Source organism: Thiothrix winogradskyi (assembly GCF_021650935.1).
Classification (GTDB): Bacteria; Pseudomonadota; Gammaproteobacteria; order Thiotrichales; family Thiotrichaceae; genus Thiothrix; species Thiothrix winogradskyi.
On record NZ_CP091244.1, the window covers coordinates 3305202 to 3329711 of the forward strand.

Annotated in this window: 26 protein-coding genes, 2 tRNA genes and 1 pseudogene; 12 read left to right on the forward strand and 17 right to left on the reverse strand. The window is 49.0% G+C overall.

Going from position 1 to position 24510, the window contains the following annotated elements; all coding sequences use genetic code 11:
* Positions 1 to 122: 122 nt before the first annotated feature.
* The 5 genes from L2Y54_RS16425 to L2Y54_RS16445 form a co-directional block, all read right to left on the reverse strand.
* Positions 123 to 317: a hypothetical protein gene (locus L2Y54_RS16425; RefSeq protein WP_236497693.1), complete on the reverse strand. Its 195-nt coding sequence runs from the start codon at positions 315 to 317 to the stop codon at positions 123 to 125.
* Positions 307 to 1443, reverse strand: coding sequence for a tyrosine-type recombinase/integrase (locus tag L2Y54_RS16430; protein WP_236497694.1), 1137 nt, complete (start codon positions 1441 to 1443; stop codon positions 307 to 309). Before L2Y54_RS16430 ends, L2Y54_RS16425 begins: the two co-directional genes overlap by 11 nt.
* Complete coding sequence (locus L2Y54_RS16435) at positions 1440 to 1745, reverse strand: hypothetical protein (RefSeq protein WP_236497695.1); 306 nt, start codon at positions 1743 to 1745, stop codon at positions 1440 to 1442. The genes L2Y54_RS16430 and L2Y54_RS16435 overlap by 4 nt, the downstream gene beginning before the upstream one ends.
* A gap of 95 nt (positions 1746 to 1840) precedes the next feature.
* Complete coding sequence (locus L2Y54_RS16440) at positions 1841 to 2476, reverse strand: Rha family transcriptional regulator (protein WP_236497696.1); 636 nt, start codon at positions 2474 to 2476, stop codon at positions 1841 to 1843.
* 31 nt (positions 2477 to 2507) lie between these two features.
* Positions 2508 to 2678, reverse strand: a complete 171-nt coding sequence (locus tag L2Y54_RS16445; protein WP_236497697.1) for a hypothetical protein — start codon at positions 2676 to 2678, stop codon at positions 2508 to 2510.
* Positions 2679 to 2781: 103 nt separating this feature from the next.
* Here L2Y54_RS16445 and L2Y54_RS16450 point away from each other — a divergent pair, with 103 nt between their 5' ends.
* From L2Y54_RS16450 to L2Y54_RS16470, 5 genes are all read left to right on the forward strand, one after another.
* Entirely contained in the window at positions 2782 to 3381 is a 600-nt protein-coding gene (locus L2Y54_RS16450) for a TraY domain-containing protein (protein WP_236497698.1), read from the forward strand.
* Positions 3382 to 3392: 11 nt separating this feature from the next.
* Positions 3393 to 3584: a hypothetical protein gene (locus L2Y54_RS16455; protein ID WP_236497699.1), complete on the forward strand. Its 192-nt coding sequence runs from the start codon at positions 3393 to 3395 to the stop codon at positions 3582 to 3584.
* An 8-nt stretch (positions 3585 to 3592) separates the two neighbouring features.
* Complete coding sequence (locus L2Y54_RS16460; protein WP_236497700.1) at positions 3593 to 4198, forward strand: ATPase; 606 nt, start codon at positions 3593 to 3595, stop codon at positions 4196 to 4198.
* A gap of 375 nt (positions 4199 to 4573) precedes the next feature.
* The gene (locus L2Y54_RS16465; protein ID WP_236497701.1) at positions 4574 to 5479 is read left to right on the forward strand and encodes a DNA-binding protein; all 906 of its coding nucleotides are present in this window, start codon (positions 4574 to 4576) and stop codon (positions 5477 to 5479) included.
* A 431-nt stretch (positions 5480 to 5910) separates the two neighbouring features.
* Positions 5911 to 6276: a hypothetical protein gene (locus L2Y54_RS16470; RefSeq protein ID WP_236497702.1), complete on the forward strand. Its 366-nt coding sequence runs from the start codon at positions 5911 to 5913 to the stop codon at positions 6274 to 6276.
* Between the two features lie 81 nt (positions 6277 to 6357).
* Here the strand turns inward: L2Y54_RS16470 and L2Y54_RS16475 are convergent, their stop codons facing one another.
* Positions 6358 to 6699, reverse strand: a complete 342-nt coding sequence (locus L2Y54_RS16475) for a plasmid mobilization protein (protein WP_236497703.1) — start codon at positions 6697 to 6699, stop codon at positions 6358 to 6360.
* 322 nt (positions 6700 to 7021) lie between these two features.
* On the opposite strand from L2Y54_RS16475, the pseudogene L2Y54_RS21985 reads away from it, so the two are divergent.
* The 6 genes and pseudogenes from L2Y54_RS21985 to trbL all read left to right on the forward strand — a co-directional run bounded on the left by L2Y54_RS21985 (position 7022) and on the right by trbL (position 12966).
* A pseudogene (locus tag L2Y54_RS21985) lies at positions 7022 to 7889 on the forward strand (IS982 family transposase).
* 195 nt (positions 7890 to 8084) lie between these two features.
* On the forward strand, positions 8085 to 8555 hold the full coding sequence (locus L2Y54_RS16490) for a TraK family protein (RefSeq protein WP_236497704.1): 471 nt from the start codon (positions 8085 to 8087) through the stop codon (positions 8553 to 8555).
* A 28-nt stretch (positions 8556 to 8583) separates the two neighbouring features.
* Positions 8584 to 9336 carry a nucleotide-binding protein gene (locus L2Y54_RS16495; protein WP_236497705.1) on the forward strand — a complete coding sequence of 251 codons (753 nt, stop codon included), beginning with the start codon at positions 8584 to 8586 and terminating at the stop codon, positions 9334 to 9336.
* A gap of 2 nt (positions 9337 to 9338) precedes the next feature.
* Positions 9339 to 9764 (forward strand): hypothetical protein, encoded by a 426-nt coding sequence (locus tag L2Y54_RS16500; RefSeq protein ID WP_236497707.1) that lies wholly within the window; start codon positions 9339 to 9341, stop codon positions 9762 to 9764.
* A 92-nt stretch (positions 9765 to 9856) separates the two neighbouring features.
* Positions 9857 to 10642 (forward strand): P-type conjugative transfer protein TrbJ, encoded by a 786-nt coding sequence (gene trbJ / locus L2Y54_RS16505; RefSeq protein ID WP_236497709.1) that lies wholly within the window; start codon positions 9857 to 9859, stop codon positions 10640 to 10642.
* Between the two features lie 20 nt (positions 10643 to 10662).
* On the forward strand, positions 10663 to 12966 hold the full coding sequence (gene trbL / locus L2Y54_RS16510; protein WP_236497711.1) for a P-type conjugative transfer protein TrbL: 2304 nt from the start codon (positions 10663 to 10665) through the stop codon (positions 12964 to 12966).
* A gap of 391 nt (positions 12967 to 13357) precedes the next feature.
* On the opposite strand, the gene L2Y54_RS16515 is transcribed toward trbL, so the two are convergent.
* The 11 genes from L2Y54_RS16515 to L2Y54_RS16565 form a co-directional block, all read right to left on the reverse strand.
* Complete coding sequence (locus L2Y54_RS16515) at positions 13358 to 14632, reverse strand: tyrosine-type recombinase/integrase (protein WP_236497712.1); 1275 nt, start codon at positions 14630 to 14632, stop codon at positions 13358 to 13360.
* A gap of 156 nt (positions 14633 to 14788) precedes the next feature.
* A tRNA-Pro gene (locus tag L2Y54_RS16520) sits at positions 14789 to 14865 on the reverse strand.
* A gap of 51 nt (positions 14866 to 14916) precedes the next feature.
* Complete coding sequence (locus tag L2Y54_RS16525; RefSeq protein ID WP_236497713.1) at positions 14917 to 15300, reverse strand: MerR family transcriptional regulator; 384 nt, start codon at positions 15298 to 15300, stop codon at positions 14917 to 14919.
* Positions 15278 to 15580, reverse strand: coding sequence for an integration host factor subunit alpha (locus tag L2Y54_RS16530; RefSeq protein ID WP_443080469.1), 303 nt, complete (start codon positions 15578 to 15580; stop codon positions 15278 to 15280). Before L2Y54_RS16530 ends, L2Y54_RS16525 begins: the two co-directional genes overlap by 23 nt.
* Before the next feature lie 21 nt (positions 15581 to 15601).
* Complete coding sequence (pheT, locus tag L2Y54_RS16535) at positions 15602 to 17989, reverse strand: phenylalanine--tRNA ligase subunit beta (RefSeq protein ID WP_236497715.1); 2388 nt, start codon at positions 17987 to 17989, stop codon at positions 15602 to 15604.
* A gap of 18 nt (positions 17990 to 18007) precedes the next feature.
* Entirely contained in the window at positions 18008 to 19027 is a 1020-nt protein-coding gene (gene pheS, locus L2Y54_RS16540; RefSeq protein WP_311196201.1) for a phenylalanine--tRNA ligase subunit alpha, read from the reverse strand.
* A 130-nt stretch (positions 19028 to 19157) separates the two neighbouring features.
* Complete coding sequence (rplT, locus tag L2Y54_RS16545; protein WP_093065989.1) at positions 19158 to 19517, reverse strand: 50S ribosomal protein L20; 360 nt, start codon at positions 19515 to 19517, stop codon at positions 19158 to 19160.
* Positions 19518 to 19534: 17 nt separating this feature from the next.
* Positions 19535 to 19735, reverse strand: a complete 201-nt coding sequence (gene rpmI / locus L2Y54_RS16550) for a 50S ribosomal protein L35 (RefSeq protein WP_093065991.1) — start codon at positions 19733 to 19735, stop codon at positions 19535 to 19537.
* 93 nt (positions 19736 to 19828) lie between these two features.
* Positions 19829 to 20389 (reverse strand): translation initiation factor IF-3, encoded by a 561-nt coding sequence (gene infC, locus L2Y54_RS16555; RefSeq protein WP_245706919.1) that lies wholly within the window; start codon positions 20387 to 20389, stop codon positions 19829 to 19831.
* Positions 20355 to 22283: a threonine--tRNA ligase gene (thrS, locus tag L2Y54_RS16560; protein WP_236497716.1), complete on the reverse strand. Its 1929-nt coding sequence runs from the start codon at positions 22281 to 22283 to the stop codon at positions 20355 to 20357. The genes infC and thrS overlap by 35 nt, the downstream gene beginning before the upstream one ends.
* A gap of 62 nt (positions 22284 to 22345) precedes the next feature.
* A tRNA-Val gene (locus L2Y54_RS16565) sits at positions 22346 to 22422 on the reverse strand.
* Positions 22423 to 22586: 164 nt separating this feature from the next.
* Here L2Y54_RS16565 and htpG point away from each other — a divergent pair.
* Entirely contained in the window at positions 22587 to 24476 is a 1890-nt protein-coding gene (gene htpG, locus L2Y54_RS16570; protein ID WP_236497717.1) for a molecular chaperone HtpG, read from the forward strand.
* The last annotated feature ends 34 nt before the right edge of the window (positions 24477 to 24510 follow it).

The window sequence follows — 24510 nt, forward strand, 5'->3', positions numbered from 1 at the left end:
AAACCGAAAAAGATAAGGCAAACCGCCCTCCTGGGTGGTGGCGATCAGTAAAAGGTGTACTACAAAAAGAAAGGGGTAACTTTTTACAGTTACCCCTCTTCTGATCCCAACAACGTTAGTGGTTAATGAAAGGTTTTATCCCGTGGCTGTGGAATGGGCGGGTATTGCTGCCAACCCTCCGCCTCTGGGTAATCGTTCAGTGCTGGAATCCGCCAGAGTGTGCCGTCATTGCACAGCGCAACGAGCCACATCCCATCCTCTGCATCAGAGGTCACGCTGATTTGCACCGGCACACGGTTGTTAGGCTTAGATGTCATTGCCAAGCCCCCCCATCATGTTGCGCATTTTGCCCATATTGACTTGGATATAACCCATTGTCGTGGATAGGTTGGTATGCCCTAGCAACCGCTGCACCTCCTTGATACCCTCTATGCCGCCATCACCGTTAGCCAGTTTGGTAGCAAACGCATGGCGGAAACGGTGGGGACTGATTTCTACGCCCGCCAGCTTGCCAATGCGTTTGAAACCGCCGGAAACGTGGTCTACGGTCATCGTTTTGGCGATGTTGCCGTCAGTGCGGTAGCGGTTGTTAAACAGAGTCACATTAAACACCTGGTCATCCAGATAGATGCTACGGCGCAATGCCTCTTCGGTTTTGCGTTGCAGTTCGGAAAATCCCGCTATTAACTGGTCGGGTAGGGGAATGTCCCAGCCGCGTTTGGTTTTGGAGTGCGCCGCTTGCAGGTGGATGATGCCGCTTTTGAGGTGAATATCGCCCCACGTCAACCCAACAACCTGACGACGACGCATACCGGTGTAATACAGCGTCCGAATCAGTACTTTCCAAAACCATGCAGGAAATACAGCGAGGTTGCCGGGGCTGTCCAGCCATTCCATTACCGTTTTTATCGAACTGTCGGTGATGGCCTTGGGCGCGTTATCGTAGATGACGATGGTTTTAATGCCGTCCATGATGGGCTTCAGATCAAACCCCCACGGTTTGGCAGCATTGAGCAGCGCCCGGAAATGGCGCACCCAGATGTTATAGGTATTCGCCGCGTTTTTGCGTACATCCAGAATTTCCGTTTTCACCTGCAAAAAATGCTCACGCTCAATCAGGTGGATATACCAAACACCCGTCACCTCGACAAAAAGCTTGATAGCAGCTTCCAGCATAACAACGTAGGAAGTGGAGGGGCGGCGCTCCGCCATGAACAGATCCAGCAGGCTATACAGGGTTAAATCTGTGTGCTGGCGGTCGGTGTATCGAGTGACAGAGAATTGACCATAATTACTGCTGGCGACCACAGGAACGGAAATGCCACCCTCACAGCCAATGGCTGCCACTGGCTGAACCTTGTTTAGCCGCCCCTTCTTCCGCAGGATTTTGGGCATTTGCCGGGATGTTGGCTGTTCTGGGGTGTCGATGATTTCAAAAATCATGCTGCACCCCCGTTAGTCCGCGAACTGAACAGCCCGTCAAGATCGTCGTGGATTCGGTCGATAGCACAGGAAAGTTCCTGCACCTGACGGTGTACCAGTGACACGGAGGAAACGACTTTGCTCCAATCAGCCAGCCGGGTACTGGTTTCATCCAGCATCCATGTGACGGATTTCAGTTCCTCGATTTGCTGGCAAACATCCTGTAAGCGCCCAAATGCGGCGCGGTGTTTGGCGGTGATGTTGGTTAGATTGTCTGAATTTGGGCGCACGGACGGGCGCAAGTTGTTATCATTCGGTTTCATTTACTGGTATCTCCAAAGTAGTCAGTAAGTGGGCTGTTTGGTGTTCCACCACCTTGCAACCCTTAAGCGCCCCGCATTGTTGGGGCGTTTTCGTTTCAGTGAATTGTATTCAGGGTGATGTTGCTACCTATGCGGGTTATCACGCCTCTCTGTTCAAGTTCCGCGATGGTTTCCCGCATTACTTGCCCAATGGCTGATTTAGGGCGTATTAATGCCCACGGTTTAGCCTTGCTCTTGGTTTGTTGAAAATGCCGCGCTGTCATTTCTTTATGCTTCATCAGGTACTTGATTACATCCGCCGCACGTTCATCTTGTGGGGGGAGTTGTGCGGGTGTGCAATGGGAAAACGCACGTTCAAGACGGCTTGCCACTTCCTCAGCATTCGCCATGCTTGCCCGAAGGCTTGCTACGGCATTAATTGCCGCTGATGCAAGGGAATACTGTTGCTCTTCGAGTTCCTGCCAGCGGTCGACAATCCGCATGAGAAGGGAAGTGTTTAACCGTGCTGATACTGCGATGGATTGGCGCTTGTTCAGTTGGTAGGTTTTTGTGGTCTGTCCCTTGTCGTTGTATACGATGTCCAAAATGGACACCGTGCCAAAATCAGGACTTTCAGCCATTGCCGCTACCTTCAACATTGCCTTGTCATGGCGAACGTCTAACAGATCGGTGATTTCTTTCAGGGTCATGGTTTGGGCGTTTCCGCCAGTTGTGGTTAGTGCAAAGCTCATTACTGGTGTCTCCATTGGGTTGGGTTATGGCTTACGCCGCCTGCTTCTGTTCTGTTACCTCCTCTATCTCCTTAATCTTTTTGATAAAACGATTAATTTGCGCATTAAAGCTGCGATCTTCTGCTTTAGCTTTCTCCTTAACCCACTGTTTTAACTCTGGCTCAAGCCGTAGCGGATATGATTTCTGTTGCATTTCTTTCATTATGCTTCCCCTTCAAAGAACTTAAAAGAATCTTAGATTCAGAATCTTAAAGTGTCAACTAAATTCTTTGATTCAATAAGAATCTTCTTAGAGAATAAATACGATGAAAAAAGAATATCAGCAGTTGCCCTCTTATCCCTTGCGCCTTGAACCTGAAACACGCGCAAAGCTCGAAGCCATAGCCAAGGCTAACGGTCGGTCATTGCACGCAGAAATTTCTATGCGGCTTGAGGACTCTCTACTTCCCCGACCCACAGCCGAGTGGAAACAGATTCTCGATCCTGCCGTGTATTCCCTGTTGGAAGGTGAGTCGTCCAGATGGAGTCAAACGTTTGAAGAGGCTCTTAACTACAGGTTACAGCTAGCTTTCGACAAGCGGCTTACTGGGTTACTTCTTGACGACCTATCTTCAGAAGCAGAAGCTTTGAAGATGTCAGAGGGCAGGACTGTTTCAATAGGAGCTATATTGGATAGGCGGGTGCGGGATGGCTACCTGAAAATGAAACAAACTGCTTACCCTTTCTCAGACCCAGAAAACCTACAAGAGCAGAAATATGACGGGTCTAAGTTTGATAGCTATGCTGATGAATTTATGAAAGAACTCGTAGCGCAAACTGTCCGTGACCAACTTGCCAAAGCAGGTATCGTTGTTCCTGGCGGGCAATCTAGCCAAAACGAGAGCGATCACACAAACGAAGGATAAGTTTTATAACCATGACAGAGCCTAAACAACCCGTCGATTTGCCAGAAGACGATATTTCTGATGAGCAGTTAGAAGCAATCACTCAACGAATGATCAAAGCGGTGATGGAACGTAAAGCTATTGCTCAACGTAAGTTGAACGACGATCTTACCGCCGCCATGTTGCAAGCTGAAGCCTACTTTCACCACACGAAAGCAAGCTGAGGTCTAGCATGAAACCAAGGTTGATCATCATTGCCGGGCCGAATGGCTCAGGTAAAACGTCGGTAACAAGTGAAATTCTGCTGGATAAATGGGCGCAAGGCTGTGATTACATCAACCCCGACAATATCGCCCGTGATGTCTTTGGTGACTGGAACGACCGCGAAACGGTGCTGAAAGCTGCTCAGTATGCAGAGGACTGGCGTGAACGCTGCTTGCGTGAAGGGCGTGACTTCATTTTTGAAACCGTACTTTCTGTGCCTGATAAGGTGGAATTCATCCAACGCGCCAAAGATGCGGGGTTTTTTGTGCGTTTCTTCTTCATTGCGACGGATACGCCATACATCAATGTGGCACGTATCGCCCAGCGGGTTGTGGAAGGCGGGCATACCGTACCAGCAGATAAGATTGTTGCCCGCTATTTCCGCTCCATTGCCAATGGGGTGGAGGCTGCAAGGTTAGCTGACCGTGGATATTTCTTCGATAACTCAGTTGATGATCACTCCCCAAGTCTATTGCTCCGTACTGTGGATGGCATGGTTGCAAAACAGTATCCAGCGTTGCAACTTCACTCTTGGGGGCAACAAGTGGCTACTAGATTAGCAACCACGGTTTAACATTGGGTAAAACCACACCTTCTGATATTCACGCCCCTCAATAGTTTGTGTACTACAAAAAGAAGATCGTAACCGCCCCTCCATAGCACCGCACAAAACCTTCAGAGTACCTCCAAGCAATTCAACATACCTCCAACGTGCCTCCATACACCCTCCATAGCAAAAAAGGCGGGTTTTGGGGGTAAAAACGGTTTGGCAGGAAAACGGCAGGCTTTTGGCAGGCGTTTTCCCAGTTCTGACGAGTGATTTTGCCACCCCTCAACCCCGTGGCAGGATTTTGGCAGAGCGAAAAGCAGGCAAAACAAAGGCAATAATTGTATAATGTAGTAAATAGTAGTATTATACAAAATACTACATTATACAGAGGCGTTACACATGGCGATTACCAAAGACCAGATTTTCCAAGCCGCTGACCAGCTCACCGCAGCCGGTGAATCCGCGACAATGGCAGCAGTACGCAAACTGCTAGGCGGTGGCAGCTACACCACCATCAACGAGGGTTTGAAGGAGTGGAAAGCCAAACAACACACCACCAACACCCTGATACGTGAACCTGCTCCACCAGCGGTAGCCACCCGCCTAGAGGAATTGGGCGCTGATATATGGGCGGTAGCCTTGGAACTTGCCAATACACGCCTCACCACTGAACGTGAGGCACTGGAAGCCACCCGTATTCAGGTCGAAACCGCACAACAGGAAGCCACCGAATTAGCCGACCAACTGAGCGTAGAGCTGGAAACCCTGCAATCGAACTGCAAGCAAGTCGTGAGCGATCTACAGACCGCCAATGCCGCGCTTGAACAGCTACGGCAGGAAAACGCCACTCTTACCCGCCAACTGGCAACCACTGAAGCACGGGCAGAAGAAACCACCAAACGTGCCGACGATCTAAAAGCGGAACTACAACACGCTCATGCTGAAAACAAAGCGCAGCGGGAACGCCACGCCAACGAAACCCAAGCCCTGCAAGACCAGCTCAACACCACTGAAAAAGCCCTACAAACCGAAGTAGCCAACGGGGTACGTCTGACACTGGAACTCACCCATGCGCAAACCCAAGCGCAAGCGGCACAGCAGCAGCAACAAGCCCTACAGGAACGTAGTGCCACCGAGATTCAACGGATGAACGAGCGCCTTACCCAAGCGCAAGCGGAACGGGAGCAAGCTCTACAAGCCGCGAGGGCTACCCGCGAAGATGCGGCGGGATTGCGGGGTGAATTGGAAGCGTTGCGGGTACAAAATGCGGCATTACTTGGAGCACTTAAACAGACAAGTCATTGAAATTCCTCACGATCTTGAAAGGCGTAGGGGAAAAGCAAGAACACTCAACATAAACATAAACATAAGTCATTGAAATTCCTCACGATCTTGAAAGGCGCAGGGGAAAGACAAAGACAATCAACATTATCATAAGCCATTGATTTTACTTGCGACCTTTTTTTGTAGTAAAACTTTTTACCGACCATCACCACCACGCGGGCGGGTAGTCTGTATGGTGGTGGTGCGGGTCTTGGGATTGGCTGGTGAAGGCGGTACGGGCTGGCGCTGTTCCTGCAATTTTTTCAGTTCTGCCATGTTGATGACTGAGGTCACAAGTAAAATCAATAGTTTATGTTGATTTGATGAAAAATTCACGTATATTGTGATTGACATAATCAGTCAAATTGATGTATTAATAATCAAATAATTTTATTCATCATTGAGGAGGCACTATGCACCCTGTTATTAAAAAAACATTCGGTGGATTGACACGTCAATATTTTCTGAGACAGTTATTTTTCGGTGGACTTATCGGTGCTGCTGCAACTGCTTTTGTAGTTTCTGTAGGAAGAATCAATCCGCTGATTCCTGTTTTATTGATTATATTAGCAACATTTCTCTATCCATACTCTAGATTCGTCTATGAAACCATCATTGATTTCATTTTAGGGAAAAATATTATTTTTTTTAACGCTGTTCTGTATTTCTCTACCAAAGCGGTCACTATGTTGTTATGTTGGGCGTTTTCATGGGCAATTGCTCCTTTAGGACTCGTTTATCTATATTTCCATAACAATAGAATTGAACAGACTCAATAACACATCAAAATATGGCAGGATAGAAGGGTGCTAAAAATGCCCCCTTCTTTTTTGTAGTAAAACTTTATTCTGCTTCATTTATTATAACCGCATGACTTTTTGCTTTAACAAGTCTTTTAACGCCGTTAACTCATTTACTAATTTTGGAATGCTATAGTTAAAGGCTTCATTCTTTTTTGATTCAGTGGATAGCCATAATTTTAATAAGCCGACTACCCGCCCCATATCCCCATTGATCTTAGCCATTTCGATAATGGCTTGTGCATCCAACGTGGATTTAGGGGTGTAGCTGAGTGCCATCCGGCGCATGAATTCTGGCACGGACAAGGAGCAGGTTGCTGCTAGGGCGGCAATCTCTTCCCGTTCCTCTGGTGTCACGCGCACCATGACCAATACTGTTTTCTTTCTGGTTTCTGAACCCATTGCCGCTCCCTGCCTGTGGCGCTCACTCCCGCTAGGGCAAGATCGTTGAGCCGCAGGCGAATAAGTTACCTAGTATTTGCTGTGCCGTCACTTGTGGCGGTATAGCAAATACACATCTTGCCATCTCTGTATGGCAGTAATATTTCGTATAGATAACGGATATTTTTCGGAATTTGAAATGGTTTCCGATGTTCTGGAAAAATCTAGCATCAGTACAGTTAGTTACATTAACCTGAGTTCGGGATAAGGTAAGGCGCAGCCTTTCATGGGAGAATGTGAGTAACCACACACAACATTGACCCCACCAAAGGCTGCTACTGAGATGCTAACACGGTTATTCTGTGCCATTGACGATTTTTGTCAGGACTTTCATCCCGAATGGAACAAAACGTTATTGACCCCGAAAGGCGGGCATCGTCGTCGCCACAGTGGTCTTGGCGATAGTGAAATCATGACGATTTTGGTGCATTACCACCAAGTGGGGTATCGTACTTTCAAGTGGTATTATGAGCGTCATGTCAAAGTATTTCTTAAGGGTCATTTCCCGCAACTCCCTAGTTATCAACGTTTTATTGAGTTAATGCCGCGTGTTCTTTTGCCACTAACCCTGTTTATGCAGCAACGCTGTGAAACGGGGCGAGGTATTGCCTTCATAGACTCTACCCCTTGAAAGTCTGTGAAAATTTGCGTATTCCACGTCATCACACCTTTCGCAAAGACGCAGGCGGGGTAAATCGTCAACAGGCTGGTTTTATGGGTTCAAACTTCATTTGGTCGTGGATGACTGCGGCAATATTTTATCGTTTGCCATTACTTCGGGTAATACCGATGACCGTAAGCCCGTTCCCACGTTGCTGAAAAAAGTGGTCGGCAAAGTCTTTGGTGATCGTGGCTACATTTCCAAGGCATTGACAGAATCGTTGGCAGAGCAAGGGGTTGAATGGATTACCTCGCTGAAGAAAAACATGAAACCCGTGGCGCGTGACACGTTCGATACACTGATGTTGCGTAAACGGAGCATCATCGAAACCATCAATGATCAGTTGAAAAATATTTCACAAATTGAGCATTCACGCCACCGTTCACTCACTAACTATATGATTAACATCATTGCTGGCTTGGTGTCATATGCCTATCAAGATAAAAAACCAGCACTGGATTTAAAAACATCAGCATTGGTTGTGATCTAAATTGAGGGATGGCTTATCCCGAACTCAGGTTACATTACTAATCCAGTTCGGAACACTACAAAACAGAATAAACCCATTTAAAACCAAATTTTCCGTTTATTATCCAGTACCTTCCATAAATTCTATTGATGACTTACAAAGTAAGTAGTAGGCTAGATTCCATCAAACCCATGAATACAAAAAAAGAGGCATCCAATGTCCTTGGTGGACGAAATTAAGCAAGAAGACAAACAGTCGTCATCTGCCCATAAAATAAAAGGGCATGGTAAGCGCTTGTTTATCGCTCACAAAGAGGAAATCAAAGCGGCTTTGGATGAGGGGTATTCTATAAAACGCATCTGGGAGCATCTTTACGCCAAAGGAAAAATCTTTATCAAGTACAGCGGATTTGCAACGTATGTGTACCAATACATAACGGCAAAAGAAGAACATGCACTTGATCAGCCACATCGAGAATTAAAGAACTCCATTGCCGATAGAACTACTTTGGAAAAGGAAAAGCCGCTTTCCGTTAATACCAATGTTCATGAAGGTGCTATAGCCAAACAGGAAAGATTGCCTCGCGGGGTTGGTGTTAACTCCCCGATCAATGCAGAAGCAGAAGATGCAAGGAAAAATAAAAAGTGGCGCAGCAATGACAAGCCAGAAAAAGAATCTCTCGTTTAACATTTTACAATATCCTTAAGGTCAACACATGAATACTACGGTACATTTTATATTGCAGGGCAAAGGCGGAGTAGGGAAAAGCCTTATAGCCTCCTTACTAACACAACATCGTATCGACTCCGGCTGCAACACTCTCCCAGTTGATACCGACCCAGTTAATAAAACATTGGCAGCTTATAAATCACTTAATGTTCACGAGATACACCTACTTGCTAAAGATAGCACCAACATTGATCAGTCAAAATTTGACAAACTAATTGAGCTTATACTTGAACATGAGGGTTATGAAATAATTGTTGATAACGGCGCTTCAAGCTTTATTCCTTTGTCAAGCTACTTGGTCGAAAATGATGTTATAAACATACTGCATGATAATGGAGTGAGGATTGTTGTCCATGTCATTATCTCCGGCGAATCTAATCTATTAACTACGTTGCAAGGCTTCAAGGAGATTTCCGAACAATTCCCCGTAGAAACAGACATTATTGTTTGGCTGAATCATTATCACGGTGAAATAATAGCAAACGGCAAGCCATTCGAGGAAATGAAGGCATATCAAGACAATAAACATCGGGTCTTTGGGATTGTCACATTACCTAAACAGCCAGATTTGTTTGAGCGGGATATTAGCACCATGCAAACCGAACGATTAACCTTTGACGAGGTTGCAGGCTTTAAAGATGGCTCCATTTTCGGAATCATGAATAAAAGCCGGATTCATCGCTTCAGAAAGCAAGTATTTTCCCAGCTTTCCGTTATCTTTGGTGGGACGAGTGGTTAATTATGCAAATTGATAAAAAAGCAATGATTTCTGATTTAGCAAGCAAACATGGCATTATGTTGACAGAAAAAGACCCGGTTTTTTCCATATTGGCTATTCATGACATTATAATAAATCAGTATCAAAACATTATTTTTCAAACATTGGATGGGTTGCAGGTTAATTTGGATGAGATTGCAGAACGGCAGCAGCAGGCTACGCGCTTGGCGGGTGAGCGCTTGGCAATCCAAACGCTGAACGCCTTGAAGGTAGAACACGGGGGGATTCAGCAGCGCTTTGAGGATATGTTGGTTAAGGAACGGCAGTCTTATCTAATTGCGCTGGATGATAAGGTTCAGTTACTCCAAAAATGGGGCTGGGTGAATCTTGGTGCTGCGATGTTGAGTGTTGCGAGTTTGTTGGTGACGGTGGTGGTGTTGGCTGGTTGAACTTAACCCATCGTAAATTTGAAATTGATAAAAGTGGCGATCATCTCATTAATTTTCCAGATTCCCGCATTTTTAAATAAACAAGGATTTTTATGAATACCTCAAAAATATTACCTATTTACTTTTCAGTAGCTTTATCGTTAAGCGCTTTGCCATTACATTCCTATGCTGCTGGTGGTGGAGTTAGTGCCTTGACTGGTGCTAAAGAATGGACTCAGTTGGCGAATAACGCCGAGTTGATTGCTATTTATGGGCAGGAAGCGAAAAACTTGCTGGAGTCCATCAAGCAAACAGAAACCATGTTAACAAATTTAAAGACATTGCCGGATTTTGCAAAAACTGGCTTGAAAGCGGATGTCATGAAATTACAGGCTATTGTCCAAGCTGGCAACGCTTTAAGTTATGCAGCAGCAAATATTGAAGGCGATTTTAATACCGCTTTTAAAGGGGCATTTGGTTATGACGCTCCGATGACTCGTCAGGAATGGGTTGATCAGCACCAATCCCTTACTATGACTACACAAGATACAGTGCTTGCATCCCTGAAAGCGGCGAACTTGCAGAATTCAATGTTTGATAGTGAGGCGGCATTGCTTGAAGGTCTTGAGGGGCAACTCTCTAGTGCCGAAGGTACAAACGAAATTTTGCAAGCGGCTGGCGGCATTGCGGCGCAACAGGTGGCGAGCCTGAACAAGATGCGCCAGTTGACTGCTAGTAATATGCAAATGCAGGCGGCAAAAATTGCGGCGGACGAGGATCGGCAGGCGGCAGCACTCGCTGAAGAGGAGCGTTTTAAAGGGCGGACGGGAGCGGGGAATAAAATCACTGTTGATCCTAATAATGCTGAACGGGTAGTACCAACGTTCCAATTCAAATAAAACCCACATAGGCTCTAACAATGACAATGAAAATAAAAAATATCGTGATTTTGTTGGTATTGACCAGCAGCATATGGGTACTGCCCTCAATTGGTTTTGCTGCTGATCTTGTGGCGACAGTCAATGACCTACAAAACAGTTTTTATGACGCTGTTTCAAATTGGGTAGGGCCTTTGCAACAGGTGGCGGGGTGGTTGTTGGTAACGTTAGCGACCATCTCATTTATTTGGCAGGCTAGTTTTATGCTGCTGCGGGGTACTGACATTCAGGAATTAACGGTTGAACTGGTTCGTATGATTCTATTTGCGGGCTTTTTCTATTGGCTGATCCAGAATGCGCCCGACCTTACCAGCAGATTGATCAATGGTTGGATTTGGCTGGCTGGAGAGGCAGGAGGTTCTTCTGTATCACCCAACATTAGCCAAATACTGGCGCGGGGTGTCGATCTCGCGGGCACAATGTACGAGGTCAGTTCGGGATTCACGGTCATAGTGGCGGGTATCTTGGGTGTTATTATTGTTGTTTTATACGTGCTGATCGCTGCCAAGGCATTTTTGGTTACTCTGGAAATGTATACCGTCACGGCTGCTGGAGTCATTCTGTTGGGGTTTGGCGGTAATCAATGGACTGGGGATTACGCAAAACGTTACATCACCTACACAATGGCAACGGGAATGAAACTGTTTGTCATGTATTTGATTGTAGCGACCGGCGAGAATTTCATTAATTCGTGGGCAGCAGATAGCAAACCTGAAACATTTAACGATATGTTATCGGTGGTTGGTGTCGTGTTATTGATGTTGGTTCTGGTGTGGCAACTGCCAGATACAGTACAGGGATTGTTGTCAGGCGCAAGCCTTGGCAAAACAGAGCAGCAAGGTTCTGCTGCTGTTATGAGTTCATTCGGACAGACTGGTTCAGCCGCCGCATCGGTGGCAAGCGGTTCTGTTGGAGCTGAATTAGCAATCCGCGAGGCGCTGAAAAACTCTGAGGGAATGCCGGGGAGCAGTTCTGGCTACCAATACAAAGCCGCCAACGCAATGAGCAATCTAGCCAATGCGGGTGCTGAGGTGCTGGGTAATCGGATTATGGGTGACTTCAACGCTTCCAGCGGCGGCATGATGGCTTCAATGGCGCAACACATGCGCCAGCAACGTACCGGCGGTAGTGGTTTGTACGGCGGTACGTCGTCGGGTAATGACCATATTGGTGGGTCTGCGACGGGTGGCAGTTTTGGGGCGGGTGATCCTACTACAAAACAAGGAACAGGGCCGGAAGAGGCTGAAAATGCTTCCCATGATTTTGGTGGTGATGGTGACGCAGGTGGTTCTGAGGCTGGGGCGGGTGCTGCTTCTTGGGATACGTCTAAGGTTGGCGGTAAAGAGCATGAGTTTGGGGCGGATGATGGCGGTTCGTGGTCTTGGGATGCGTCCGGGGTAGCGGCTGCGGGTGGTGCGGGTGAGTCTGATAACCCGGCAACTCGCTACCGTTCGCCTGCGGTGGATTTAACGCGGGGCGGTGTGCCGAGTTTTGGTGGTGGTGCTGAAAGTTCTACTGCAAAAAGTGAATCTGGGGTAGCGCCTACGTCTGCTGCTAGTGGTATTGCTGGCGGTATGGTGGGTAGTGGCAATATGGCTTCTGGTGTTGCGGCTTCTTCGCCTTCGGCTGCGTCTAGTGCTGATGAACAAGTCTCTACTGCAAAAGGAATGACGGGTGCGGATCAAAGCGCAGGGACTTCCAATTCTTCAGGCGGCAATTCATCCAATGCTATTGGGTCAATGGTTGGGGCTGACAACATGACTTCTTCTATGGGTTCTTCCATTGGTGCTGATGCACAAGGTTCTACTACAAAAGGAATCATGGAGGTGGCGGCTGTTTCGCCTTCGGCTTCTTCATCGGTTGCGTCTAGTGCTGATGCACAAGTTTCTACTGCAAAAAGTGAATCGGTTTCTGTGGGGAATACGTCATCTGGCTCTGGTGCTGCTCCTGTTAGTTCGGCGGGGTATTTGCGTTCTGAGAGTGGGGCATCTGGCGGTTCCATGAATCAAGTACCTACTGTTAGTGCTGCTCAAAGTGTTACAGCAAGCCCTGATTTGGCGGGGACTGTGGTTGGTTCCAGCGTGGTTCAGGCTGCTACTGTTGGTGGGTTGGGTGAGCCTTCAGTGGTTTCAAGTACCATTGGTGGTAGCATGGTGGGTGCTGACAACATGGCTTCTGGTGTTGATCAAAGTTCCCTACAAACGGATGCCGAAACTTCGGACGATCCTGCAACGCGCTACCGTTCGCCTGCCGTCGATTTGACTAAGAGCAAGACGAACAGTTAGAAAAAAACATTATAAATAAGTCATTATTTACACAAACATGATTATTAAAATCTAAACCAATCGGCTTGCATACTTGCATGAATCTTTCCAATACAGTGAAACACTTCCTGCACGCGCAAAACTGACAAAATTAAAATAATCATGCACTTAATTATTCTGGCGTGTAGGAAATGCAGGAAGTTTGCAGGAAGTTTTTCCTACACGTTTAAAATTAATAACTTAGCATGTAACAATCAATGACTTACAAGCGTTTTTTGCCGTGTAGGAAATGCAGGAAGTGTAGAGGGATGGAGGGGGGAGAGGGAGAAATCAGAGGGGATAATTTGAGGGAAAAAACCGGGTAAATCATCCCGGCTTAATGGGTTATTTTAACGGAATTAAATAGCGAGTTTTACTTATTGTTTTTAATTTCTGGATTGCGCAAGCCGTCGAGATAATCCGCCCACGCTTGCAGCATTTCACGCCGTTGCCGGATAGCGTCTGGACTATCCGCCCGATTGTATGCGCCCCTGACTGTTCCATCAGTGTGTGCAAGCTGTTGCTCTATCAAGTCATCATCCCACAGCCGCTTACCCATTGGGTCGGTCATGCGATTAAGCAGCGTTGATGCCATGCCCCGGAATCCGTGCGGGGTCATGGTGTCGTTGTCATAGCCCATCGTGCGTAGTGCTGCCCTGATGCCATTGTCTGAGAGTGGCTTGCTTGCGCCGCGCTCACTAGGGAACACGTAGCGGAATCGCCCGGAATACGGTTGTATCTCCCGGAATACTTCCACGGCTTGACGGGGTAGCGGTACGGTGTGGGTTGATCGGTTCTCTTGCTTAATGTGTGTGGGTGCTTTCATCTTGGCAATCGGGATACGCCAGACAGCCGCGTCTAGGTCTATGTCTGCCCATTCCGCCGCCCGAACATTGCCGGGGCGTAACATCACCAAAGGGGACAATTTCAAGGCGCATCTAACGACAAACGTACCTTGATAGCCGTCTATATCACGCAACAGTTGCCCGACCTGCACCGGGTCGGTAATCGCGGCATAGTGCTTCTTACTGCGGGGTTTCAGAATCACTGAGGTGTCAATATCCGCCGCCGGGTTACGTTCTGCCAGTTCCAGCGTGACCGCGTAACGGTAGACCTGCTGAATGTATTGCTTAACCCGCCGTGCAGCATCACCAGCGCCGCGTTCTTCCACGCGCATAATCACCCTGATTATATTGGTAGGAGTAATCGCGTTTATGTTCAGGCTACCCATGAAGGGGAATACATCCCGCTCTAAGTAGCTGATCGTGCGGGTTGTGTGGCTTTCCGACCACTGCGGTTTCATCCTCAAAAACCATTCACGCGCTATGGATTCAAAGCTATGCGCTTCAATGTCGGCTTGTGATGCCTTCACCGACTTTCGATGCTCTGAGGGGTCAACATCACGCGCCAGCAATGCCCGTGCCTCTCGGTGGCGTTCTCGTGCCTCTGCCAGCTTGATTTCAGGGTACGTGCCGATCACTAGCGTATTGCGCTTGCCGGTAGCAGGTCGGGTGTAATCGTAACGCCAGCCTTTCGCCTCTTTGCTCACCCAAAGGTATAAACCGCCGCCATCGGTGTACTTGGCTGTCTTGCCGTCTGGTTTCGGTTTGGCGTTGCGTACTGCGGTATCGGTCAAGCGGGTTTTCACGGTATCGACTCCATTGGGATGCAAAATGCCGTACAGAATACCGTAAAAAATGTGGGCTGGTATGGTTCTAGTGGTACTGCATGGGAAAGTAAGGGCAGTGAATGCCGTTACTTTTCATGAATTTAAGCACCGTATGGCACTCATGGAACTAATGATTGGTCGGGACGATAGGATTTGAACCTACGACCCCCACACCCCCAGTGTGGTGCGCTACCAGGCTGCGCTACGCCCCGACTTGAAGGGGAGAGAGCATACCGTAATCACACCGCAAGCTCAAGCTGAAATCAGTGTTTGAGGACAAACAGAATGCGTTCCAACTCTTCAACCAGCGGTGCAACGTCATTGCCATTCACCACAATCGGTTCTAATGGCAAGGTTGCAGGTGGTGGCGTATGCACATCATCCAGCAATTTCTGCCGCGCCCCGCTAATCGTATAGCCTTGCTCATACAATAAACCGCGAATCTGGCGGATCAACAACACATCTTCGCGCTGATAATAACGGCGATTACCACGCCGTTTCATCGGTTTGAGCGAGGGAAACTCACCCTCCCAGTAGCGCAACACATGCGTTTTTACGCCACACAAATCACTCACCTCACCAATGGTGAAGTAACGCTTACCGGGAATGGGAGGCAGTTGACTGCTAAGCGGCGTCGCTGCTTCCATATTCCTCTACCCGTTGCTTGAGTTTTTGCCCCGGACGGAACGTCACCACCCGGCGAGCCGTTACCGGAATTTCTTCCCCGGTCTTCGGATTACGCCCCGGGCGCTGGGTTTTATCACGCAACATAAAGTTACCAAAACCCGACAACTTCACATGCTTGCCGGTTTCCAAAGCATCACGGATTTCCTCAAAAAACATTTCCACCAAATCCTTGGCTTCACGTTTGTTTAAACCCAACTCTTCAAAAAGGTGTTCAACCATATCTGCTTTGGTTAATGTTATTGTCATGCACTTTCTCCCTGTTTAACGCAACACCGCACCGACTTCATCCCGAAGTGAAGCGACGACTGCATCGACGATCTGATTGATTTCCGCATCCTCAAGAGTGCGCGAAAAATCCTGTAAAATCAAGCTTAAAGCAACGCTTTTTTGACCTTCCGGTATTCCTTTTCCAGTATAGACATCGAATAAATAATAGGACATCAATTGCGGAATTGCTGCTTTTTCTACGGCATTTTCCAATGCAACAGCCAAGGCATCCTGCCTGACCAATAAAGCCAGATCACGCCGGATTGCCGGAAACTTAGAAACTGCCTGATACTTGGGTAATACCCGCTGCATCAATAAACCCATATCCAATTCAAACACATACACAGGTTGTTCCAAACCCAACTGTGCTTCAATTTTAGGGTGCAACATCCCCATCCAACCAACCACCGCCGTATCGGTCATGATCTGAGCAGACTGACCGGGGTGTAAAGCAGCATGGGCAACGGGTGCAAAATGGAAACGAGTACCCGTCACCTGACCTAGTAAGGCTTCCACATCCCCTTTTAGGTCGTAGAAATCCACCGGGCGGTTCACCTGCCCCCACTGTTCCGGGTAAAGATTGCCGGTCAGCACACCGGATAACATGGTTTGTTGCTGGGGCTTGCCATCTTCGCTCATCGAAAACGCGGGGCCAATTTCAAACAAACGTACACGGTTTTGTTGACGGTTCACATTATAAGCAACCGCACGCAATAAACCAGACCACAAGGTACTACGCATCACCCCCAAATCGGCAGAAATGGGGTTAGCCAAAGCAATGTTCTCTATCGCAGGCGCTAAGATTTGCTCCATTTTGGGATCAACAAAGCTGAAGGTAACAGCCTCCTGATACCCCCGTGCTACCAATGTGTAACGCAGGTTTTCACGCTTTACGGCAGTTTCACTCGGCTGGGTAATACGCGGCGCACGCGGGCGTAATTCCGCCGGAATCGAATCGTAACCCCGTACCCGTGCCAGTTCTTCGATCAAATCTTCTTCGATATTCAAATCGAAACGTGCCAACGGCGCTTGCACCTGCCAACCTGCATCGCTACTGGTGAAAGAGCAATTCAAACGTGCTAACACGCCTTCAACCGTCGCCGCATCCATCGTCACGCCTAACACACGGCGGATACGTTCAGGGCGTAACACAATCGTTTTGCGTTGCAATACCTCAGCATCCGCCAGCGTATCCACCAAGGTACCGACTTCGCCACCGCAAATGCTCACGATCAACTGTGTCGCACGTTCCATTGCCTTAACCGGCATATCGGGGTCAACCCCACGCTCAAAACGCGCCGAAGAATCGGTTTGCAAGCCGTAGCTACGCGCCTTACCCATGATACTGGCAGGGCGGAAATGCGCACTTTCTAGGAACACATTGCGTGTCGCAGCCGTCACTGACGTAGGTTCTCCGCCCATAATGCCCGCCATTGCCACCGGCTGGGCTGCATCAGCAATCACCAGTGTATCATCGCGCAAGGTGGCGGTTTGCCCATCCAGCATTTTCAGGGTTTCGTTTGCCTTGGCATAACGCACCACAATGCTACCTTGCAGCGTATCGAGGTCGAAAGCGTGCATTGGTTGACCGAGTTCCAGCAACACATAATTAGTCACATCGACCATAGCAGAAATGCTGCGCACACCGGCACGGCGCAGTTTTTCCTGCATCCACACCGGGGTAGCGGCTTGTGGGTTGATATTGCGGATGATGCGTCCGACATAACGTGGGCAAGCATCCGTCGCTTGCAGTTCAACCGGGAATGTATCGGTATGCTGGGCGGTTTGCGCAGGAATTTCCGGCACGTTGAGGGGCACATCCATCACCAAGGCGGTTTCACGCGCCACGCCGATCATGCTCATGCAATCGCCACGGTTCGCGGTAATCGCCAGCTCAATCACTTCGTCGTCGAGCTTTAAATACTCGCGGATGTCCATGCCCACGGGCGCATCATCCGGCAATTCCAACAAACCATCAGATTTGTCCGACATGCCCAATTCGGTCGAGGAGCACAACATGCCGAACGATTCCACACCGCGCAGCTTGCCTTTTTTGATCTTTAAATCCGAGCCATCCGGCAATGGCAAGACTGCGCCGATCAGTGCCAACGGCACTTTAATGCCTGCACGCACGTTGCTTGCACCGCAAACGATTTGCAGAATTTCGCCACGCCCATTGTCGACTTTGCAGACGCTGAGCTTATCGGCATCGGGGTGTTTTTCGCGCTCAACAACGTGACCCACCAGGATGCTGGTGAACGCGGTGGCTACGGCATCACGCGCTTCCACTTCGCAGCCCGACATGGTGAGTTTGTCGGCTATTGCATCTAACGTCAGCGGGGTATCAATCCACTCACGCAGCCATTTTTCACTGACTTTCATAAGGTTACTCCGCCTTGTTCAACCGAATTGTTTGAGGAAGCGCACATCGTTATCAAACATCACGCGCAAGTCATTGATCTGATAACGCAACATCGCTAAACGTTCAACCCCGAAACCAAACGCAAAACCGGTATATTTTTCACTGTCGATGCCGACGTTTTTCAGCACATTCGGGTGAACCATGCCGCAACCCATGACTTCCAGCCAGCCAGTGCCTTTGCACACGCGGCAACCGTCACCACCGCAATGCACACACTGAATATCCGTTTCAGCGGATGGTTCGGTAAACGGGAAGAACGTGGCGCGGAAGCGCGTCGGTAATTCATCCACTTCAAAGAAAGCTTTAAAGAAGGCTTCGAGAATGCCTTTCAAATCCGCGAAAGTGACATCTTCATCCACCATCAAACCTTCCACTTGGTGGAACATCGGGCTGTGGGTCATGTCCGAATCACAACGGTACACCCGACCCGGCGAAATGATACGCAGCGGTGGCGGGTTATTTTCCATATGACGCACTTGCACGGATGAAGTATGGGTACGCAGCAGCAAACCGCTATCCATATAAAAAGTGTCGTGCATGGCACGCGCCGGATGCGATTCCGGGATATTCAAGGCGGTAAAGTTGTGAAAATCGTCTTCAATCTCAGGGCCTTCCGCCAAACTGAAACCCAACTGTGCGAAGATCTCGCTAATGCGTTGAATGGTTTGGGTAACAGGGTGCAGGCTACCGGTATCCATGCGCCGCCCCGGCAAGGTGACATCCACCTTTTCCGCTTGCAAACGCGCACTCAACGCTTCGGCTTGCAGGCTTTGCTTGCGGTCTTCGATCGCAATGGTCAAGGCTTGCTTGGCGGTATTGATTTCCGCACCCGCCGTTTTACGCTCTTCATGCGGTAACTTGCCCAATTGCTTGAGTTGCTCGGTCAACAAACCTGTCTTGCCTAGATACTGCACACGCACCTGATCCAACGCGGCGAGGCTGACGGCTTGCGAAATCTGCTCGTGGGCTGCGCCCATCAGTTCCAGCAAACTTTGCACGACGATTTCCTTAATGTATGGGGTTATCGGTATTTGGGAGAAATAGAAAGCAAAAGGCGGGGAGAGGCAACAACCTTCCCCCGCCTTGCTCACCCGTTTACGGGTATTTTTCAGCGCATCTTAATGCAGCTTAAGCAGCTAGGGCAGCTTTTGCCTTTTCTGCGACTGCACCGAACGCCGTGATGTCGTGGACTGCCAAATCAGCCAAGACCTTACGGTCAAGACTAATGTTAGCTTTCTTCAAACCATTCATCATGCGGCTGTAAGACAGACCGAACATCCGTGCACCGGCATTGATACGCACGATCCACAAAGCGCGGAACTGGCGTTTTTTCTGACGGCGGTCGCGGAATGCGTATTGACCAGCCTTGATGACTGCCTGATGCGCAACCCGGTAGACCCGGCTGCGGGCACCGTAGTAACCTTTAGCCAGCTTGAGGACTTTCTTGTGACGGGCATGTGCCGTTACACCACGTTTAACTCTTGCCATGTTTTAAATCCTCCTGATTATGCGTAGGGCAGCATTTTTTGCACATTGCCGTGATCGGCTGCAACAACGAAGTTGTCGCCTGAACGCAAATGACGCTTACGCTTGGTGGATTTTTTAGTCAAGATATGACGCAGGTGTGACTGCTTGCGTTTAAACAAGCCACTGCCGGTTTTCTTGAAACGCTTAGCCGCAGCACGGCTACTTTTCATCTTAGGCATCTTGGTCTCCTTTTCGATCAGGTAGATAAAACATCCTGCAAGAGTGCCTTGCCTTAACAGGATGGTGTTGGGGAATACCCCCAATTTTTATGCTTAGGCTTTTTTCTTCGCGCCCAACATCATGACCATTTGACGGCCTTCCAGACGCGGGAATTGCTCGACAACCGCCAGTTCTTCCAGCTCTTTTTCAACACGCTTGAGAACATCCATCCCCAGCTCTTTGTGAGCCATTTCACGGCCTTTGAAGCGCAGGGTGACTTTAACCTTATCGCCCTCTTCCAGAAACTCTTTCAGTTTGCGCAATTTGATCTGGTAATCGCCTTCATCCGTTGCCGGACGCATCTTGATTTCCTTGACCTGCACTTGTTTCTGGTTTTTACGGGCTATCGCCGCTTTCTTACTTTCATCGAAACGGAATTTACCGTAATCCATGATCCGGCAAACCGGTGGCTTCGCATTGGGTACGATTTCCACCAGGTCGAGTTCGGCGTCGTAAGCCATTTCCAGCGCGTCCCGCAGGGAGACAACACCTTGATTTTCACCTTCCGCATCAATCAGACGAATTTTCGGAACGTTAATATCGTCATTAATACGGTGTTCTTTTTCGAGAGCGATAAGTTTAATCCTCAGATAGTGATAAGCGACGTGACGCAATTTCCGCTGACAGACGTTGCTGGACTTCCGCCAATGGGAAGGTTCCTACGTCTTTACCGGAACGTGTGCGCATAGCCACAGATTGTGTTTCCACTTCGCGATCCCCGACTACTAACAGGTACGGGACACGCTGCATAGTGTGCTCACGGATTTTAAAGCCAATTTTTTCATTTCTCAAGTCTGATACGGCGCGAATACCCGCGTCAAGCAATTGCTTAGTGGCATCTTGCACGAAATCGGCTTGTTTGTCCGTGATATTCATCACGACAGCTTGCGTTGGTGCTAACCAGAGCGGGAAACGCCCTTCGTAATGTTCAATCAGAATGCCGGTGAAGCGTTCCAATGAACCGAACAGCGCACGGTGCAACATGACCGGACGTTTACGGGTATTGTCTTCCGCCACGTAAGTCAGGTCAAAGCGTTCTGGCAAGCTCATATCCACTTGCAAAGTGCCGCACTGCCAATCACGACCGATGGCATCACGCAACACGAATTCCAGTTTAGGGCCGTAAAATGCACCTTCGCCGGGGAACAGCGTGTACGGCAGATTCATGCTATCCAGTGCATTGCCGAGGGCGTGTTCCAACAAATCCCAGCTCTCATCCGAACCGATGCGGTTTTCAGGGCGAGTCGAGAGTTTGATGTGCACATTTTCAAAGCCAAATTCTTTGTAAATGTCGAGCACTAACGCCACCACGTCTTTGCACTCTTGCGCCATTTGGTCTTCAGTACAGAAGATATGTGCATCATCCTGCGTGAAGTGACGCACTCGCATTAATCCGTGCAATGCGCCGGACGGTTCGTAGCGGTGTACTTTACCGAATTCAGCCATCCGCAATGGCAGGTCACGGTAGCTTTTCAAGCCCTGTGAAAACATCAACATACCGCCGGGGCAGTTCATGGGTTTCAGGGCGAAAACGCGCTCGTCTTCAGTCGTGGTGGTGAACATATTGTCACGGTAGTTGAACCAGTGACCGGAGGTTTCCCACAGGCTACGATCCATGACATCCGGGGTATTCACCTCAACGTAACCTGCGCGTTGCTGGCGTTGACGCATGTAGCCAATCAAGGCTTGGAATACTGTCCAGCCTTTAGGATGCCAGAAGACTGCACCGGGGGCTTGTTCGTCGAAATGGAACAAATCCAGTTGGCGACCAAGTTTACGATGATCACGCTTTTCAGCCTCTTCCAACATCGTCAGGTAGGCTTGCAAATCTTTTTTGTTTGCCCACGCCGTGCCGTAAATGCGTTGCAGCATTTCGTTGTTGGAATTGCCACGCCAGTACGCACCTGCCACCTTCATCACTTTGACGGAGGGGATTTTGCCCGTGCTAGGAACGTGGGGACCACGGCACAAGTCGATAAAATCGCCTTGACGGTAGAGGGAGAGCGTTTGGTCGGCGGGAATGCTTTCGATGATTTCCGCTTTGTACTTTTCACCCATGTTCAGGAAGAAGCTCACGGCTTCATCGCGTGACAGGGTTCTGCGCTCAACGGGGATGTCTTGCTTGATTAAATCTTGCATCCGCGCATCAATCGCCTGTAAATCTTCGGGCGTGAACGGGCGTGGGGAGGCAAAATCGTAGTAAAAGCCGTTTTCGACCGTGGGGCCAATGGTGACTTGTACTTCAGGGAATAATTGTTTGACCGCTTGAGCCATCAAATGCGCGGCGGAATGGCGGATAATATCCACGCCTTCGGCATCTTTTGCGGTGATGATACTCAGGGAAACATCGTGATCAATGACATAGCTGGCATCAACCAATTGATCGTTTACTTTGCCAGCCAAGGTAGCTTTAGCCAGACCTGCGCCAATATCGGCAGCAACGGCAAGCACAGAAAGCGGGGCATCGTAAATACGTTGACTTGCGTCGGGAAGAGTAATAATAGGCATATTGTGCTCCAGTGGTGGCCTATACGAGGGGTCACGTGGTTATAGTGGTTGTAATATGAAAGTGGTAGGCGTAATTGGACTCGAACCAACGACCCCCACCATGTCAAGGTGGTGCTCTAACCAACTGAGCTATACGCCTGTCGCTGAAGGAGGCAGAGTATAGCGTTATTAAAATCAAACGCAAGATTTTTTTGTACTGGCGTGACGGGTACACTGCAAAAATCATCAATACCCCTTGAAATCCTCCTGCCATCCCCCATCTTGCCGACATCGAAATATACAAGATATGAGGACGCATACCCCATGACGGCAACAAGCAACAAAGAAAACCTGCAATTTCAAACCGAAGTGAATCAACTGTTACACCTGATGATTCACTCGCTGTATTCCAACAAAGAAATTTTCCTGCGCGAACTCATTTCCAACGGTTCGGATGCGTGCGACAAGCTGCGTTTTGAAGCCATCGGCAACGATAGCCTTTACGAAACCGACAGCGAATTGCGCGTAGAAGTCGAATTCGACGCGGCAGCAGGCACGATCACTGTGCGCGACAACGGTATCGGCATGAGCCGCGATGAAGTCGTGACCAATATCGGCACGATTGCCAAATCCGGCACCAAAGAATTCTTGAGCAAACTGACCGGCGATGAGAAAAAAGACTCGCACATGATCGGGCAGTTCGGGGTAGGTTTCTACGCCTCCTTCATCGTTGCCGACAAAGTAACGCTAACCACGCGCCGCGCTGGGGATGCCGCTTCCGAAGGCGTGCGCTGGGAATCGGATGCGCAATCTGGCTACTCACTGGAACAAGTCGAAAAAGCTACCCGTGGTACAGAAATCGTCCTGCACTTGAAAGAAGACGAAAAGCTGCTGGCAGACGGCTGGCGTTTACGCAATATCATCCGCCAATATTCCGACCACATCCCACTGCCGGTAAACATGCGCAAAACCGAAGCCGGTGAAATCCAAGATGAATGGGAAACCGTCAACAAAGCCAACGCGCTGTGGACACGCGCCAAATCCGAAGTGAAGGACGAGGAATACCAAGAATTCTACAAGCACGTTTCGCACGACTGGGAAGACGCGCTGGCATGGTCACACAACCGCGTCGAAGGCAAATACGAATACACGTCCCTGCTGTACCTGCCTTCCAAAGCCCCGTTCGACATGTTCGACCGCGATAACACCCACGGCTTGAAGCTTTACGTACAGCGCGTTTTCATTATGGAAGACAAAGAATTCAAGCTGATGCCACGCTATTTGCGTTTCGTGCGCGGTGTGCTGGATTCCAACGACCTGCCGCTGAACGTATCGCGTGAAATCCTGCAAGGCAACAAAATCATCGAGAACATGAAAAATGCTTCGGTGAAAAAAGTCATTGGTTTGCTGGAAAACATGATTGCCAACGAGCCAGACAAGTACCAAAAATTCTGGAAAGAATTCGGCAAAGTCCTCAAAGAAGGCCCAGGCGAAGACTTCAGCAACCGCGAACAAATCGCCAAACTGCTGCGTTTTGCCTCCACAAACAACGATAGTGCTGAACAAACCGTTTCCTTGCCGGACTACATGGCTCGCATGAAAGAAGGTCAGGACAAAATCTACTACATCACTGCCGACAGCCACACCGCTGCGAAAAACAGCCCACATCTGGAAGTGTTCCGCAAAAAAGGCATCGAAGTGCTGTTACTGTCTGACCGCGTAGACGAATGGCTGGTACAGCATTTGATGGAATTTGAAGGCAAATCGCTGCAATCCGTCGCCAAAGGCAACCTTGACCTTTCCAAACTCGAAAGCGAGGAAGATAAAAAAGAACAAGAAAAAATCGAGGCAGAAGCCAAAAACATGGTCGAACACATCAAAACGGCATTGGGCGAAAAAGTCGGCGAAGTGCGCGTATCGCACCGTCTGACCACCTCACCATCGTGCATCGTGCTAAACGACCACGACATGGCGTTGTACATGCAGCAATTGATGAAACAAGCCGGTCACGAAATGCCTGACACCAAGCCTGCGCTGGAAATCAACCCAACACATCCGTTGCTCAAGCGCATGGAAGCCGAAACCGATGACGAGCGTTTTGGCGAATGGTCAAGCATCTTACTCGATCAGGCAATTCTGGCAGAAGGCGGACAACTCGACGATCCGGCAGGCTTTGTTAACCGCTTGAATAAGCTGATGTTGGCAATGGGTTAAGAACCCCTCACCCCAACCCCTCTCCCTCAAGGGG